Annotated in this window: 10 protein-coding genes, 1 tRNA gene and 5 pseudogenes; 14 read left to right on the top strand and 2 right to left on the bottom strand. The window is 69.1% G+C overall.

Annotation, left to right across the window (positions count from 1 at the left end; translation table 11 throughout):
• Positions 1-52 precede the first annotated feature (52 nt).
• The 3 genes and pseudogenes from ACFJGX_RS07800 (at position 53) to ACFJGX_RS07810 (ending at position 1,619) form a co-directional block, all read left to right on the top strand.
• Positions 53-1,040 (top strand): annotated as a pseudogene (locus ACFJGX_RS07800) (DNA-directed RNA polymerase subunit alpha).
• 89 nt (positions 1,041-1,129) lie between these two features.
• Positions 1,130-1,525 (top strand): 50S ribosomal protein L17, encoded by a 396-nt coding sequence (gene rplQ, locus ACFJGX_RS07805; RefSeq protein ID WP_297396129.1) that lies wholly within the window; start codon positions 1,130-1,132, stop codon positions 1,523-1,525.
• Between the two features lie 17 nt (positions 1,526-1,542).
• Positions 1,543-1,619 (top strand) — tRNA-Met (locus ACFJGX_RS07810).
• 113 nt (positions 1,620-1,732) lie between these two features.
• On the opposite strand, the pseudogene ACFJGX_RS07815 reads toward ACFJGX_RS07810, so the two are convergent.
• Positions 1,733-4,093 (bottom strand): annotated as a pseudogene (locus ACFJGX_RS07815) (heavy metal translocating P-type ATPase).
• Between the two features lie 185 nt (positions 4,094-4,278).
• Between ACFJGX_RS07815 and ACFJGX_RS07820 the strand changes: the two are divergent.
• The 3 genes and pseudogenes from ACFJGX_RS07820 (at position 4,279) to ACFJGX_RS07830 (ending at position 7,363) form a co-directional block, all read left to right on the top strand.
• The gene (locus tag ACFJGX_RS07820; protein ID WP_382153745.1) at positions 4,279-4,470 is read left to right on the top strand and encodes a heavy-metal-associated domain-containing protein; all 192 of its coding nucleotides are present in this window, start codon (positions 4,279-4,281) and stop codon (positions 4,468-4,470) included.
• Positions 4,471-4,579: 109 nt separating this feature from the next.
• Positions 4,580-5,134: a Cu(I)-responsive transcriptional regulator gene (gene cueR, locus ACFJGX_RS07825; RefSeq protein ID WP_382322108.1), complete on the top strand. Its 555-nt coding sequence runs from the start codon at positions 4,580-4,582 to the stop codon at positions 5,132-5,134.
• A gap of 45 nt (positions 5,135-5,179) precedes the next feature.
• Positions 5,180-7,363, top strand: a pseudogene (locus ACFJGX_RS07830) (copper-transporting P-type ATPase).
• Between the two features lie 38 nt (positions 7,364-7,401).
• Here the strand turns inward: ACFJGX_RS07830 and ACFJGX_RS07835 are convergent.
• Positions 7,402-8,064, bottom strand: coding sequence for a TetR/AcrR family transcriptional regulator (locus tag ACFJGX_RS07835; protein ID WP_382322107.1), 663 nt, complete (start codon positions 8,062-8,064; stop codon positions 7,402-7,404).
• 173 nt (positions 8,065-8,237) lie between these two features.
• Here ACFJGX_RS07835 and ACFJGX_RS07840 point away from each other — a divergent pair, with 173 nt between their 5' ends.
• The 8 genes and pseudogenes from ACFJGX_RS07840 (at position 8,238) to gtdA (ending at position 16,276) form a co-directional block, all read left to right on the top strand.
• Positions 8,238-9,236, top strand: coding sequence for a LysR family transcriptional regulator (locus ACFJGX_RS07840; RefSeq protein WP_382322106.1), 999 nt, complete (start codon positions 8,238-8,240; stop codon positions 9,234-9,236).
• Positions 9,237-9,262: 26 nt separating this feature from the next.
• Positions 9,263-10,375, top strand: a pseudogene (locus ACFJGX_RS07845) (CaiB/BaiF CoA transferase family protein); the annotation flags it as partial.
• Between the two features lie 150 nt (positions 10,376-10,525).
• Positions 10,526-11,465: pseudogene (locus ACFJGX_RS07850) on the top strand (hydroxymethylglutaryl-CoA lyase).
• Positions 11,466-11,478: 13 nt separating this feature from the next.
• Complete coding sequence (locus tag ACFJGX_RS07855; RefSeq protein ID WP_382322103.1) at positions 11,479-12,720, top strand: cytochrome P450; 1,242 nt, start codon at positions 11,479-11,481, stop codon at positions 12,718-12,720.
• Complete coding sequence (locus ACFJGX_RS07860; RefSeq protein WP_382328154.1) at positions 12,717-13,955, top strand: NAD(P)/FAD-dependent oxidoreductase; 1,239 nt, start codon at positions 12,717-12,719, stop codon at positions 13,953-13,955. Before ACFJGX_RS07855 ends, ACFJGX_RS07860 begins: the two co-directional genes overlap by 4 nt.
• A 21-nt stretch (positions 13,956-13,976) precedes the next feature.
• The gene (locus ACFJGX_RS07865; RefSeq protein WP_382322101.1) at positions 13,977-14,297 is read left to right on the top strand and encodes a 2Fe-2S iron-sulfur cluster-binding protein; all 321 of its coding nucleotides are present in this window, start codon (positions 13,977-13,979) and stop codon (positions 14,295-14,297) included.
• Between the two features lie 282 nt (positions 14,298-14,579).
• Positions 14,580-15,221: a fumarylacetoacetate hydrolase family protein gene (locus tag ACFJGX_RS07870; RefSeq protein WP_382322100.1), complete on the top strand. Its 642-nt coding sequence runs from the start codon at positions 14,580-14,582 to the stop codon at positions 15,219-15,221.
• Positions 15,218-16,276, top strand: coding sequence for a gentisate 1,2-dioxygenase (gene gtdA / locus ACFJGX_RS07875; protein WP_382322099.1), 1,059 nt, complete (start codon positions 15,218-15,220; stop codon positions 16,274-16,276). Before ACFJGX_RS07870 ends, gtdA begins: the two co-directional genes overlap by 4 nt.
• Positions 16,277-16,282 lie beyond the last annotated feature (6 nt).

Genomic DNA, 16,282 nt, shown 5'->3' on the forward strand with positions numbered 1-16,282 from the left:
GCTCCGTCTGCCTTATCGGTGTAACGAGCCGAGGGTCCTGAAGGAAGTTTGAATGCTGAACAATCTGCTGAAGCCCAAGACCATCAACGTCGAGCAAGTCTCGACCAATCGCGCCAAAGTCACGCTCGAGCCCTTCGAGCGTGGTTATGGCCAGCACGCTGGGCAACGCCCTGCGCCGGGTTCTGCTGTCGTCCATGACCGGCCACGCGCCGACCGAAGTCACCATCGCGGGTGTCGTGCACGAGTACTCGTCGATCGACGGCGTGCAGGAAGATGTTGTCAACATGCTCTTGAACCTCAAGGGCGTGGTGTTCAAGCTGCACAACCGCGACGAAGTCACGCTGAGTCTGCGCAAGGATGGTGAAGGTGTCGTGACGGCTGCCGACATCCAGACGCCGCACGACGTCGAGATTGTCAACCCCGGGCACGTGATTGCCACCCTGTCTGCCGGCGCCAAGCTGGACATGCAGATCAAGGTGGAAAAGGGCCGTGGCTATGTGCCGGGCAGCCTGCGCCGCAACGACGACCAGACGCGTTCGATCGGCCGCATCGTGCTCGACGCCTCGTTCTCGCCCGTCAAGCGCGTGAGCTACACGGTGGAAAGCGCCCGCGTCGAGCAGCGCACCGACCTGGACAAGCTGGTGCTCGAGATCGAGACCAATGGCTCCATCGGTCCGGAAGAAGCGGTTCGCGCCTCGGCCAAGATCCTGGTCGAACAGCTCGCGGTGTTCGCGCAGCTCGAAGGCGTGGAGCTCTCGGCGTTCGATGCCCCGGCACAGCGCAGCTCGCAGCAATTCGACCCGATCCTGCTGCGTCCTGTGGACGAGCTGGAACTGACCGTGCGCTCGGCCAACTGCCTCAAGGCCGAGAACATCTATTACATCGGTGATCTGATCCAGCGCACCGAGAACGAGCTGCTCAAGACCCCCAACCTGGGTCGCAAGTCGCTCAACGAAATCAAGGAAGTGCTTGCCTCGCGCGGCCTGACCTTGGGCATGAAGCTTGAAAACTGGCCGCCTGCCGGCCTGGACAAGCACTAAAGACCGCAGCGTCTGGCCAAGGAGGCCAGACCCGGACCAACTCCCAGTACCTGATACGGCTGGGGGCAAAACACTGAAAGGATGAAAAAATGCGTCACGGACACGGACTTCGCAAACTCAACCGCACCAGCGAGCACCGCCTCGCCATGCTGCGCAACATGATGAATTCGCTGCTCACGCACGAAGCCATCAAGACCACGGTGCCCAAGGCCAAAGAGCTGCGCCGCGTGGTCGAGCCCATGATCACCCTGGCCAAGGAACCCACGCTGGCCAACCGCCGCCTGGCGTTCGACCGCCTGCGCGACCGCGATGTGGTCGTGAAGCTGTTCAACGAACTGGGCCCGCGCTTCAAGGCCCGTCCCGGTGGCTACACCCGCATCCTGAAGATGGGTTTCCGCGTGGGCGACAACGCGCCGATGGCACTGGTCGAACTGGTGGATCGTGCAGAAGATGCCGCCCCGGCGGCCGACGCTGACAAAGCGTGATAGAATACAAGGCTTGACGCGGAGTGGAGCAGCCTGGTAGCTCGTTGGGCTCATAACCCAAAGGTCGCAAGTTCAAATCTTGCCTCCGCAACCAAAAAACCAAGCGTTTGCTTGTCATTGAAGCCCACGGTAACGTGGGCTTTTTTGTTTCTGTCGAGGCTTTGAGCGAAGTCGGTGGCACCGCACGGTGCGCCCCGACTTCCATGGTCAACGCACAGACGAAGCGTGATCGTTGCCCGCGCGCCAGCCTCGCAGCAGGAGCGCGTTGCTCACCACGCTCACGCTGCTGAGCGCCATGGCCGCACCCGCCACCACCGGATTGAGCAAACCCGCCGCGGCCAGCGGGATGCCGATGACGTTGTACGCGAAGGCCCAGAACAGGTTCTGGCGGATCTTGCGGTAGGTGCGGCGCGAGATGTCGATCGCATCGGCCACCAGCGCCGGGTCGCCGCGCATGAGCGTGATGCCGGCCGCGTGCATGCGCAACGTCGGTGCCGGTGGACATGGCGATGCCCACATCGGCTGCCGCCAGGGCCGGCGCATCGTTGATGCCGTCGCCGACCATCGCACCGACCGGCCGCCGGCCTTGAGCCGGTTCACGATCGCTGCCTTGTCCGCCGGCAGCACCTCGGCCTCGATGTGGTCGATGCCCAGCGCACCGCCCACCGCCGCCGCGCTGCCCCGGTTGTCGCCCGTGAGCATCACCGTGCGCACGCCCATGGCCTGAAGGCTCTTCACCGCGGTGATGGCGCTGACCTTGGGGGCATCGCCAAACGCCAGCAGGCCCACCAGCACCGGCGACTCCGTCACGTCGGCCAGCCAGGACACCGTGCGGCCCTCTTCCTGGAGTTGCTGCGAGGGCCCGGCCAGCGCGGTGGTGTCCACGCCGAGCTCCTGCATGTAACGCGGGCTGCCCAGGCGCAGTGCGCGGCCCTGCACCTCGGCCGACATGCCGCGCCCGGGCACGGCACTCACCTTGGCGGCCGAGAGCGTGGGCACGCCGGCCGCTTTCGCGGCGTCCATCACGGCGCGCGCCAGCGGGTGTTCGCTGCCGGCCTGGATGGCCGCGCTCCACGACAGCAGCGCCGCCTCATGGCCGGCTGCCGGCAGGGCCGACACCAGCTGCGGCTTGCCTTCGGTCAGCGTGCCGGTCTTGTCGAAGGCCACCGTGTCGATGCGGTGCGCCACCTCCAGTGCCTCGGCGTCCTTGATCAGGATGCCGTGGCGCGCGGCCACCCCGGTGCCGGCCATGATGGCGGTGGGCGTGGCGAGACCCAGCGCACAAGGACAGGCGATCACCAGCACCGCCACCGCGTTCAGGATGGCTTGCTCCCACTGGCCCGTGGCCAGGCCCCAGCCCAGCAGGGTGATCGTGGCGATCACCAGCACCACCGGCACGAAGACCGCGCTCACGCGGTCCACGATGCGCTGGATCGGGGCCTTCTTCGCCTGGGCCGATTCGACCATGCGCACGATCCGCGAGAGCGTGGACTCGGCGCCCACGGCCGTGGTCTCCACCAGCAACAGGCCCTCGGCATTGACCGCGCCACCGGTGACCTTGTCGCCCGCGTGTTGCGCGACCGGCAGGCTCTCGCCGGTGATCAGCGATTCGTCCACCTGGCTGGAACCAATGGTGACGATCCCGTCCACCGGGATGCGTTCACCCGGGCGGATGACCACGATGTCCCCGAGTTTCACGCGCGCCATGGGCACGTCCACATCGCCGTAAGGCATGCGCACCCGCGCCACGTCGGGCTTGAGGGCGTTGAGGGCCGCGATGGCGGCGGTGGTCTGGCGCTTGGCGCGGGCCTCTAGCCACTTGCCCAGCAACACCAGCGTGATGATCACGGCCGAAGCTTCGAAGTACAGGTGTGGGGTGCCGTGCTCGGCGTGCTTGAACAGCAGGTACAGGCTCAAACCATAGCCCGCGCTGGTGCCCAGGGCGACCAGCAGGTCCATGTTGCCGGCACCGGCGCGCACGGCCTTCCAGCCCGCCTTGTAGAAGCGCGCGCCCAGCCAGAACTGCACGGGCGTGCGCAGCGCGAGTTGCAGCCAGCCATTGATCATCCAGTCGGCGCCGAACAGCATGCCGACCATGGGCAGCACCAGGGGCAACGAGAGCGCGGCGGCCAGCGCCACGGGCCACCAGGGTTCGCCTGGGCGGGCCGCGGGTGGTGCGGCGGCGCCTTCCTCGAACGGTGTGGCGTGGTAGCCGGCCGCGTCCACCGCGGCGACCAGGGCATTGGGTGACGTCCCCACCGCTCTCACGGTGGCCCGTTCGGTGGCCAGGTTGACTTCGGCGGCCTGCACGCCGGGCACCGCCTTCAGGGCTTTTTCGACGCGGCCCACGCACGAAGCGCAGGTCATGCCTTCAATCGTCAATTCAAAGGTTTCAGCGCCCATGCTGTACCCGGCTTTTTGCACCGCAGCCGCCAGGCTGGCGCCCGTGGTGGTGGCGGTGGCGTTCACGGTGGCCCGTTCGGTGGCCAGGTTGACGCTGACTTCGCTGACGCCGGCAACGGCCTTCAAGGCCTTCTCCACGCGGGTCACGCACGAGGCGCAGGTCATGCCTTCGATGGGAAATTGGTGCTCGGTGAGCGCAAGGGTGGTGGTGTTCAAGGGGGTCTCCGGTAGGTTGAGACCTCGGATGCTCAGCCTTGACACGGTGGTCAGGTCAACCACCGGCGCCACTTGACCTTGCCTCCGTGGCAATGCCCAGAGTGCGGATTCCCTCAACTTTCACGGAGTCTTCCATGCACGAGTTCCACCTCCCCGAAATGACCTGCGGCCACTGCGCCTCCAAGGTGAGCATCGCCCTCAAGCGCCTCGACGCGGCCTGTGACATCCAGCTCGATCTGCCGCAGCGCAAGGTCCAGGTGCGCAGCGACGAAGACCGCGCCGCGCTGATCGACGCCCTCAGCGAAGCCGGCTACCCACCGGCCTGACGACCGTTCGTCAAGGCCCTCGGTGGGGGCCTTGACCTTCCCACGGTGTCAAGCTGCATCCTCCCTTCATTCCACATTCCATTCCCCACCCGACCTCACGGAACACACCATGACCCCCTTGATGAACATTGGCGAAGCGGCCGCCGCGGCCGGCGTGTCGGCCAAGATGGTCCGCCATTACGAACAGATCGGCCTGCTGCCCGCGGCCGAGCGCAGCGAATCGGGTTACCGCCTGTACGGTGAGCGCGAGGTCTCGGTGCTGCGGTTCATCCGGCAGTCGCGCCGGCTGGGTTTTTCGGTGGCGCAGATCGCCGAGCTCATCGGCCTGTGGAGCGATTCGCGGCGAAGCAGCCGCGAGGTCAAGGCCGTGGCCCAACGTCACCTGGCCGACCTGGAAGAAAAGCGGCACGAGATCGAGCAGATGATGGACGGGCTGTCGGTGCTGGTGCAGGCTTGCCATGGCAACGACCAGCCCCATTGCGCCATTCTCGACAAGCTCTCGCTGCACAGCCCGGCCCAGCACCAGCCAGAGCACAAGCCCCAACTCCGGAAGGGGCGCCTGCCGCGCGACGAGGCCGCCGGCGAACGTTCTTCCAGCCCCATCGACCTCATGGCCTGGATGCGCGGTGTCCAGGTGCACCAGGCCGGCCAGCCCGAGCGCTGAGCACAGGACCAACACCAGGGATTCGAATTTTCAGGAGGAACCGACATGGACCAGCACGCACATCACCACCATCACCACCACCCCGCGGCGCCCGCGCCCGCGCCGCAAGGCAAGCCGGGCACGGTCTACACCTGCCCCATGCACCCGGAGATCCGGCAGGACCACCCGGGCAACTGCCCTAAGTGCGGCATGTCGCTGGAACCCGTCCTGCCCGAACTGGACGACGACGAGAACCCGGAGCTGGTGGATTTCCAGCGGCGGTTCTGGTGGACCTTGCCCCTCACGGTGGTGGTCGCCGTGCTGGCGATGTTCGGCCACAACCTCGGCTGGTTCGACATCGCCACGCAGAGCTGGATCGAACTGGTGCTGAGCATCCCGATCGTGCTGTGGGCCGGCTGGCCGTTCTTCGTGCGCGGCGCGCAGTCGGTGATGAACCGCAGCCCCAACATGTGGACGCTGATCGCGCTGGGCACCGGCGCGGCGTTCGTCTACAGCGTGGTGCGCAACGGTGGCGCCGCAGGTGTTCCCCGACTCCTTTGTGTCGATGGGGCGCGTCGCGGTCTACTTTGAGGCGGCGGCGGTGATCATCTCGCTGACCCTGCTGGGCCAGCTGCTGGAACTCAAGGCGCGGTCACAGACCTCGGCCGCCATCCGCGCGCTGCTGGGCCTGGCGCCCAAGACCGCGCGGCGCATCACGGCCGAAGGGCAGGAGGAAGACGTGCCGCTGGCCCACGTGCACGTGGGCGACCTGTTGCGCGTGCGCCCCGGCGAGAAGGTGCCCACCGACGGCACCGTGGTCGAGGGCCGCAGCTCGGTCGATGAATCCATGCTCACCGGCGAGCCCTTGCCGGTGAGCAAGCAGGCCGGCGACAAGCTGATCGGCGCCACGCTCAACACCAGCGGTGCCCTGGTGATGCGCTCCGAGCACGTGGGCTCGGACACCGTGCTCTCGCAGATCGTGCAGATGGTCGCCCTGGCTCAGCGCTCGCGCGCGCCCATGCAGCGCATGGCGGACCAGGTGGCGGGCTACTTCGTGATGGGCGTCGTGGCGGCGGCGCTGCTCACCTTCTTCGGCTGGGGCCTGTTCGGCCCCGAGCCGAGCTGGGTCTATGCCCTCATCAATGCGGTGGCCGTGCTCATCATTGCCTGCCCCTGTGCGCTGGGCCTGGCGCACGCCCATGTCCATCATGGTGGCGACCGGGCGCGGCGCCACCCACGGGGTGCTGTTCCGCGACGCCGCCGCCATCGAGAACCTGCGCAAGGTGGACACGTTGATCGTCGACAAGACCGGCACCCTCACGGAAGGCCGCCCGAGCTTCGAACGCGCCGTGGGCCATGGCGGCTTCTCCGAGGACGAGGTGCTGCGCCTCGCCGCCAGCCTGGACCAGGGCAGCGAACACCCGCTGGCCCACGCCATCGTGGCCGCCGCGAAACAACAGGGCCTGGTGCTGGACAAGCCCGAGCAGTTCGACTCCGAGTCCGGCATCGGGGTGCGGGGTGTGGTGGGCGGCAAGGGCCTGGCCCTGGGCAACACCGCGCTGATGCAACAGCTGGGCGTGGACGCCTCGCCCCTGGCCGCCGAGGCCGAAGCGCTGCGCGCGCAGGGCGCCAGCGTCATGCACCTGGCGGTGGACCAGGCGCTGGCTGGCCTGCTGGCCGTGTCCGACCCGGTCAAGGCCACCACGGCGGATGCGCTGAAGTCGCTGCGTCGGGCGAATGTGCGCGTGATCATCGCCACGGGCGACGGGCTGACCACCGCGCGCGCGGTGGGACAGCGCCTGGGCATCGATGAGATCCACGGCGAAGTGAAACCCGCCGACAAGCTCCAGCTGGTGGAGCAGCTCCAGGCGCAAGGCCGCGTGGTCGGCGATGGCCGGCGACGGCTTCAACGACGCGCCGGCCCTGGCCCGCGCCGATGTGGGCATCGCCATGGGCACGGGCACCGACGTGGCGATGAACAGCGCCCAGCTCACCCTGGTCAAGGGTGACCTGCGCGGCATCGCCACGGCCCGCTCGCTCTCGGTCGCGACCGTGGCCAACATGAAGCAGAACCTGGCGTTCGCCTTCCTCTACAACGCCCTGGGCATTCCGCTGGCCGCGGGCCTGCTGTACCCGTTCACGGGCTGGTTGCTGTCGCCCATGATCGCCGCGCTGGCCATGAGCCTGAGCTCGGCCTCGGTGATCGGCAACGCCTTGCGGCTGCGCGGCGCGGCGATCCGCGAGGAGTGACCTTGCTTCCGCACCCGGCCTCTTGAGCCCGCGGGTCTTCAGGAGGCCTTGCGCCTGGGCGCAGGTGGGGGCTCGAGCATGTCGCTGGCCAGCAGCTCCCAGCGCGAGAACAGGCGCGGGAAGTGCGCCGCTTCCCCGCTCATCAGCTTGCGCACGCTCAAGCCACGCGCCATGGCGAAAGTCAGGAAGATGACGTCCTCGGCCTGTGCGGCCGGATGCCCTGCCTCGACGAAAACCTCCAGCCAGGCCCGCTCCACCGAGATGCGGTACTGGCGCAGCAACCGTTTGACCTCCACGCCCAGCGGTTGATCGCCGCCGACCATCATCAGATCGAGCGCGACGTAAAAGTCCTCGCCCAGGAAGAAGTCCTCGCTGTCCTCGATCAGCGCCTGCATCAGCCGGGTCGGCTTGGTGCGCGCGCGCGCGATGCGTTCGAGCGCCTTGCGCTGGCTCTCGATCAGTGTCGCCTCCAGGGCCTGCAGCACCAGCGCATCCTTCGACGGAAAGTGATGCGTCTGCGCACCGCGCGAGACGCCGGACACCTTGGCGGCTTCGGCGATGCGAAAGCCCGCATAGCGCTTCTGCCTGAGCAGCGCGATGGCGCCCTTGACGAGCTTCTGCTGCGTCAGTTGCGTGCGCTCGGCCTGTGTGCGCCGGTGCCGCGGCGACGGGGTGGAGGAGGGCGTGTCGGGAGTGCTCATGGAAGGAAGAAATAAACACGTCTGTTTGGAAGGTGACCCCCGTCGGGCCCATTACCGCTTCCTGATCGAGGCATTCTATCGAGGTATTTCCGCGTTTTCCCTAGTCGGATCGGGGTGCTTCAGGCCGCTTGTCCACGTATGATACAAACCATCCTGACTGTTTCTTTGTTGTTATGACCAGCCCTTCGACATCGCCGGTCCTGTGGTCCGAGTCGGCGTTTTCCCTGCCGATGTGCAACCTCGCGCGCTTCGACCTCATCTCGGTCCGGCTCGCGGTGGACTGCGTCAACGGCGGCAGCCTGACCGCGGCGGCGCAGGGCGCGCACCTGGCGCTGGCCGCGGCCAGCCGGCGCATCCGCGAACTCGAAGGCGCGTTTGGCGAGCCGCTGTTCGAGCGACATGCCAAGGGCCTGTCGGCCACCGAAGCGGGCCGTGTGTTCGCGCGCCACGGCATGGCGCTGTTGCAGACGCTGGACCTGCTGCGCTCCGAGCTGGCCGATCGGCGTTCGGGCATCACGCGGCACATCCGCCTGTGCGCGAGCACCGCCGCCATCACCCAGTTCCTGCCCACACCGCTGGCGGCGTACGGCCGGCTGCGGCCGCACGTGCGCGTGGACCTGGAGGAGCAGGTTTCGGAGGCGGTGGTCGCCGCCCTGCGCCAGGGCCGGGCCGACGTGGGCATCCTGGTCGAGGGGCCGAACGTCGATGGCCTGCAGGTGCTGCCCTTCCGGCGGGACGAGCTGGTGCTGCTGCTGCCCGCCCACCACCGCCTGGCTCATGACGCGGGGCCCATCGCCTTCGCCGACGTGCTGGACGAGGACCTGATCGGCCTGAACACCGGTGCGGCCATCCTGCTCAAGCAGCAGCAGACCGCGCTCGGAGCGGGCAAGCCGCTGCGCCTGCGCATGCAGGTACGCAGCTTCGACGCCGCCTGCCACCTGGTGGCGTCGGGCCTGGGCATCGCGGTGCTGCCGCAGGGCGCGACCGAGCCCATGGTGCGCGCGATGCCGTTGCGCGTCCGACCGCTGGCCGATCCGTGGGCCCAGCGCCAGATGCTGATCGCCTGCGCGCCGCGCGAGGACGATGCCGACCTCGCGGATTTCGTCGAGCACCTGGCGGCCGCTTCGCGGAATGCGAAGACCGAAGGGGCCATTCGCAAATGGACAGTGTGAGGGTGCGCGGACACACTGCCGACGCCATGAACCACACAGCTTCTTTCCCCCACGGCGAGCCGATCGCCGACGCGGCCGATGCCCCTGCCGGCGGCGCGCTCGCCGGCCTCAAGGTGCTCGAGCTCGGGCAGATCATCGCCGGCCCCTTCGCCGCCAAGACCCTGGCCGACTTCGGCGCCGAGGTGGTGAAGGTCGAGCCCACCGGCGCGGGCGATCCGCTGCGCAAGTGGCGCCTGCTCAAGGACGGCACCTCGGTGTGGTGGCAGGTGCAGTCGCGCAACAAGCGCTCGCTCGCGCTGGACCTGCGCTCGCCCGAAGGCCAGGCCATCGTGCGCGAACTCGCGGCCGCGGCCGATGTGCTGATCGAGAACTTCCGCCCTGGCGTGCTGGAGGCCTGGGGCCTGGACCCGGTCCAGCTGCTGGCGCGCAACCCGCGCCTGATCGTGGCCCGCGTGAGCGGCTACGGCCAGAGCGGCCCGTACAAGGACAAGCCGGGCTTCGGTGTGATCGGCGAGGCCATGGGCGGCCTGCGCCACCTGACGGCCGAGCCGGGCCGCGTGCCGGTGCGCGTGGGCGTGAGCATCGGCGACACGCTGGCTGCCCTGCACGCGGTGGTGGGCGTCCTCATGGCCTTGCACGAACGCGCCCGCAGCGGCCAGGGCCAGGTGGTGGATGTGGCGCTCTACGAGGCGGTGTTCAACTGCATGGAAAGCCTGCTGCCCGAATACAGCCTGTTCAACGAAGTCCGCCAGCCGGCTGGCAGCGCTCTGCCGGGCATCGCGCCCAGCAACGCCTACCTCTGCGCCGATGGTGGTCATGTGCTGATCGCCGGCAATGGGGACAGCATCTTCCGCCGCCTGATGGCCGTCATCGGCCGCCCCGACCTGGCGGAGGACGCCACGCTGGCCGACAACGCCGGGCGCGTGGCCCGGGCGCCGGAACTCGACGCCGCCATCGGCACGTGGACCGCGCGACTGACCCGGGCCGAGGCGCTGGCCGCGCTGGACGCGGCGCAGGTACCGGCCGGCCACGTCTACACCGTGGCCGACATCACGGACGACCCGCACTACCCGCGCGCGCGGCATGATCGAGACGCTGCGCATGGACGACGGCACCCGCATCGACGTGCCCGGCATCGTGCCCAAGCTCCTGCGCACGCCGGGCGGCCATCGCCGCAACGCGCCGCGCCACGGCCAGGACACCGAAGCAGTGCTGAGCGAATTGGGCATGAACGCGCAGCGCATCGAGGCCCTGTGCCGCGCCGGTGTGGTCCAGCGGGAGGAGGGCGCATGACTGCGTTGCCCTCGCGGGTGCATTTCAACGAGGTCGTCGCGCGCGATGGCCTGCAGAACGAAGCCCGCTTCGTGCCCACGGCCGACAAGATCGCGCTCGTCGATGCGCTGAGCGACTGCGGCTTCGCGCGCATCGAGGTGACCGCCTTCGTCTCGCCCAAGGCGATCCCGCCGCTGGCCGATGCGCAGGAGGTCATGCAAGGCATCCGCCGCCAGACTGGCGTGTGCTACGCCGTGCTGGTGCCCAACGCCAGGGGCGCGGCGCGCGCACTGGAAGCGCGCGCCGATGCGCTCAACTTCGTGATGTCGGCCTCGGAGTCGCACAACCAGAGCAACCTGCGCATGCCACGCGAACGCAGCCTGGCCGCGCTGGCCGAGGTGCTGGCGGTGACCGCCGGGCAGGCCGAGGTGCAGGTGTCGATCTCCACCGCCTTCGGCTGCCCCATGGAAGGCGCGGTCGATGCGCAGGAGGTGCTGCGCCTGGCCGCGCGCATCGCCGGGTTGGGTGCGGGCGCGGTGCGCGCGCTCACCCTGTGCGACACCACCGGCATGGCGCATCCCGCGCAGGTGACGCAGCTGGTGGCCCTGCTGCGCGCGCGGCTGCCGCAACTGGCGCTGACGCTGCATTTCCACGACACCCGTGGCATGGCGCTGGCCGAACATGCTGGCCGGCCTGCAGGCCGGTGTGACGCGCTTCGACGCCGCGCTCGGCGGGCTGGGTGGCTGCCCCTACGCGCCCGGCGCCAGTGGCAACGCGTGCACGGAAGACGCGGTCCACATGTTCGCGGCCATGGGGCTGGACACCGGCGTGGACCTCGCGCGGCTGCTGCCCGTCTCGCGCCGCCTGCCCGAGCTGGTCGGCCACGCGATCCACAGTCAGGTGGCGCGTGCCGGCCCTCTCCACACCCGCCACCCCGCACCCGCCCATCTCGCATGACAAGGACTTTTCCATGAATTCCTCTCTCTTGGCACCGGCCGCCCCCCGCGAGCAGGCCGCGCCGTTCGACCTGTTCCAGCTCCCAACGGCGTATTACGAAGATCCCTACCCGTACTTCCGCGCCTTGCGCGACGAGACGCCGGTGCATGCCAACAGCGATGGTTCTGTGCTGGTGACGCGCTACGCCGACGTGAAGGCCGTCTGGCGCGACCTCTCGGGCGTGGTCAGCCGCGACGCGGCCTACCGCGAGAAGTTCGGCGAAGGCCCGCTGCTGGAGCACCACACCACCAGCATGCTGTTCCGCGATCCGCCCGACCACGACCGCCTGCGTGACATCGTCAATCCTTTTTTCACGCCCACGGGCATCGAGCGGCTGCGCCAGAGCGTGCGCGAGATCGTGGACCAGCTGCTCGACGAACTCGATGGGCGCGGCGAAATCGACTACGTGGCCGACTTCGCCTCGCAGATTCCGGTGCAGGTGATCTGCGACATCTTTGGCGTGCCGCGCTCGGACGGTCCGCGCATCCGCGACCTCGGGGCCCAGGTGCTGTTCCCGCTCAACCCGCGCGTGACACCACAGGCCATCGCCGACGGCCACCAGGCCGCCGCCGGCTTCAAGGCCTACCTGCTGGAGCACATCAACGCCTGGCGCGCGCGGCCGGTGGAAGAGACGCCGAGCAACGTCATCAGCGCGCTCGTCAAGGCCGAGAAGAGCGGGCAGTCCATCAGCGAAAACGAGATGGTGCACATGTGCATCCTGCTGCTCAACGGCGGCCACGAGACCACCACCAACCTGATTGGCCTGTCCACGTTGGCGCTGCTGCGCAACCGCGACCAGTTCGAACGCATGGCCGGCGACGAGGTCATCGTCGGCACCGGCATCGAAGAATGCCTGCGCTACACCAGCCCGCTGCAGCTGCAGGGCCGGCGCACCACGCGCGAGATCGAGCTGCCCTCGGGCGCGCGCATCGCCGCCGGTGTCGAAGTGGTCATCGCGCAGGCCTCCGCCAACCGGGACGAGCGCGTGTTCACCGAGCCGGAGCGCTTCGACCTCGGCCGCCGTCCCAACCCGCACCTGGCGTTCGGTGCCGGCATCCACGTCTGCCTGGGCCGGCCGCTGGCGCGGCTGGAAGCGGCGATCGCGTTGCCGGCGATCACGCGGCGCTTCCCGAAGATGGACCTGCGCGCCGGCCTGGCTTTCAACCCCAATGCGCGCTTTCGCGGCATCCGCCGCATGCCGGTGGCCCTGTCATGAGCGCTCCGGTGGTCGTGGTGGGGGCCGGGCAGGCGGCCTGCCAGTTCGTGGCATCGCTGCGGCAGGGCGGGCATCAAGGTCCCTTGGTGGTGCTGGGGCAGGAAGCGTCGCCGCCGTACCAGCGCCCGCCGCTGAGCAAGGCCTTCCTGCGCGATGGCGACGCATCGGCACTGTTGCTGCGCCCCCTGTCGTTCTTCGACACCGCGCGCTGCGAGCTGCGCCTGGACACACGCGTGCAAGGCATCGATGTCCAGGCGGCCGAGGTGTTGCTGGCCGACGGCGAACGCCTGCCCTATGCCGCGCTGGTGCTGCGCACCGGCGCGCGCGCGCGGCGCCTGCCAGGGCTGGCCGCGGATGCACCGCGCGTGCACGTGCTGCGCTCGCTGGCCCATGCGCAGGCGCTGCGCGCCGGCCTGGGCGGCTGCCGCCGGCTGGCCGTCGTGGGAGGTGGCTACGTCGGGTTGGAGGTTGCTGCCGCGGCCCGGGCACAAGGCATCGACGTGACGGTGTTCGAGGCCGCGCTGCGCGTGATGCAGCGTTCGGTGGGCGAGGCCACGTCGCGGCGTGTGCAGCGCGTCCACGAGGACCAGGGTGTGCGCTTGCGCCTGGGCGTGTCGCTCGACGGCGTGCGGGCTTCGGAGGAGGGCGTGTGGCTGGCATCCGGCGGCCAGACCGAGGCCTTCGACGCGCTGGTGGTGGGCATCGGGGCGTTGCCGCGCATCGAGTTGGCGCAGGCCGCGGGCATCGAGTGTGCTCGGGGCATCGTGGTGGACGAGCAGGGCCGGACCAGCGCGAGCGGTGTGTTCGCGATCGGCGACTGCACCGAGTCGCGCGACGGTGCGCGGCCACGGCTGGAGTCCGTGCAAGGCGCGATCGACCAGGCCAAGGCGGCGGCCGCCGCAATCGCCGGCCGCGCGCCGCCACCGCCCGCCGTGCCCTGGTTCTGGTCGGACCAGTACACGCACCGGCTCCAGGTCGCGGGCCTGCCCCAGGGGCACGACGCCGTGGTGCTGCGCCAGGGCGCGGGCGAGCGCGCGGTGGCGCAGTCCGTGTGGTACCTGCGTGGCGACCGCGTGCTGTGCGTCGAGGCGCTCGATGCGGCCGGCGATTTCATGGCCGGCCGCGCGCTCATCCGCACCGGCACGCCGGTGAACCCGGCGCAACTGGCCGATCCCTTGTTTCCGCTGCAACCCGCGTCCGCGTCCGCGTCGGCGCTCGTGGCGGCACCCGTGTGATGTTTTCAGGAACCGCTTTTCATGATCCACATTGAATTTCAGACCGCCGATGGCGAACAGCTGCGTTGCCAGGGCGACGAAGGCGCCTCGGTGATGGAGGTCGCCGTGGCGCACAACGTGCCCGGCATCGACGCCGACTGCGGCGGCGCCTGCGCCTGCGCCACCTGCCACGTGTACGTGGATGCCGAGGGCATGGCCCGGCTGCCTCCGCGCGGCGAGCAGGAGCTCAAGATGCTCGCCTTCGCCGTGGGCGTGGAGGACGGCAGCCGCCTGGCCTGCCAGCTGGCCGTCAGCCGGGCCATCGACGGGCTGGTGCTGCGCGTGCCGGCTTCGCAGTACTGAGCGAGTGCACTTCTTTTTTCGCAACGATTCAAGGTTCCCTCATGAAACTCTGTCGATACGACGACGACCGCCTGGGCGTGGTGCGCGAGCAGACGCTGTACGACGTGACGGCCGCACTCGATGTGCTGCCGCAGGTGCGCTACCCACTGCCGCGCGTGGACCCGCTGATCGCCCATCTCGCGCAGGTGCGCGAAGCGATCGAGCGCCTGCTCCCCACCGCGAAGGCGCGCCCGCTGGCGGGCGCGCGCCTGCTCAGCCCGGTGGCGCAACCCCGGCAAGATCGTGGCCGCACCCGTCAACTACGCCAGACACCTCGACGAGGCGCGCGCCCAGGCCGACATCCACCACCACCAGCAGGTGAAGGAGATCCGCCAGATCGGCCTGTTCCTCAAGGCCACCAGCTCCGTGGTCGGGCCCCATGAGGGCGTGGCGCTGCAGCACCTGGATCGGCGCAACGACCACGAGGCGGAGCTGGCGGTGGTCATCGGCAAGGCCGGGCGCAACATCACTCGCGCGCAGGCGCTGTCTCATGTGGCCGGTTACGCGGTGGGTCTGGACATGACAGCGCGTGGCCCCGAGGAGCGCAGCCTGCGCAAGTCGGTGGACAGCTTCACCGTGCTCGGGCCCTGGCTGGTCACCGCCGATGAAATCGCCGACCCGTCAAACATCGATTTCTGGCTCACCGTCAACGGCGAACCCCGCCAGTCGGCCAACACCCGCGACATGGTGCTGGACATCGGCACACTGATCGAGTTCGCGTCTTCGTTCTACACGCTGCACCCGGGCGACGTGCTGCTCACCGGCACGCCCGAGGGCGTCGGCCCGGTGCTGCCCGGCGACCGCATCGATTGTGCTTTCGACGGCGTGGGGCAGATCAGCGTGCAGGTGCGCGCCGCCCAGCCGCAGCCGGAGTGCGTGGCATGACGGCCGCCGTGGTGCGGGGCGTGGCCCCATCGGCCCAGGCCGACCGCGCGGCCTTCTACGGCCGCATCGATGCGGGGCATTGCGCGCCCCTGTGGGAGGTGCTGCACGGCGTGGTGACCCGCACGCCCAAGACGCCCTGCCTGCCCCACCTGTGGTCGTGGGACACGGTGTGGCCCTGGCTGCAGGAGAGCGGGCGCCTGATCACCGCGCGCGAAGCCGAGCGCCGCGTCATCGTGCTGGAAAACCCCGGCCTGCGCGGGCAGACGCGTGTCACGCACAGCCTCTATGCGGGCCTGCAACTGATCCTGCCCGGCGAAGTCGCGCCCTCGCACCGGCATTCGCAATCGGCGCTGCGCTTCATCCTGCAGGGCGATGGCGCCTACACCACGGTCGACGGCGAGCGCGTCACCATGCACGTGGGTGATTTCGTCATCACGCCCTCCTGGACCTTCCACGACCATGGCAACCTCTCCAGCGAGCCCATGGTCTGGCTCGACGGGCTGGACCTGCCCATCGTCGAGTTGCTCGACGCCCAGTTCCGCGAGGACGGGGCGCAGGAGACCCAGGTGCCGCACGCCCACGCGGGCAGCAACCTCGCGCGTTTCGGCCAGACGCTCAAGCCGGTCGAGCACGTGAGCCGCTCGCGCACCTCGCCGCTGTTCTGGTACCCCTACGACCGCACGCGCGAGGCGCTGCACACGCTCGCGCGCGCCGAAGACCCGCACGCCTGCTGGGGCCACAAGTTGCAGTACACCAACCCATTGACCGGCGGCTGGGCCATGCCCACCATCGGCACCTTCATGCAGCTGCTGCCCGGCGGTTTTCGCGGTGCCGCCTACCGCGCCACCGATTCCACGGTCTACGCGGTCGTCGATGGCCGGGGGCGTTGCACCGTGGGCGATCACGAGATGGCCTTCGGGCCGCGCGACGTGTTCGTGTGCCCTTCGTGGATGCCGTACCAGCTGGAGGCCGACGAAGACACCGTGCTGTTCAGCTATTCCGATCGGCCCGTCCAGCAGGCGCTGGACCTGTGGCGCGAATCCTTCCCCACCTAGGGCCCG

The organism is Hydrogenophaga sp. UC242_50, from assembly GCF_042697355.1.
Classification (GTDB): Bacteria; Pseudomonadota; Gammaproteobacteria; order Burkholderiales; family Burkholderiaceae_C; genus Hydrogenophaga.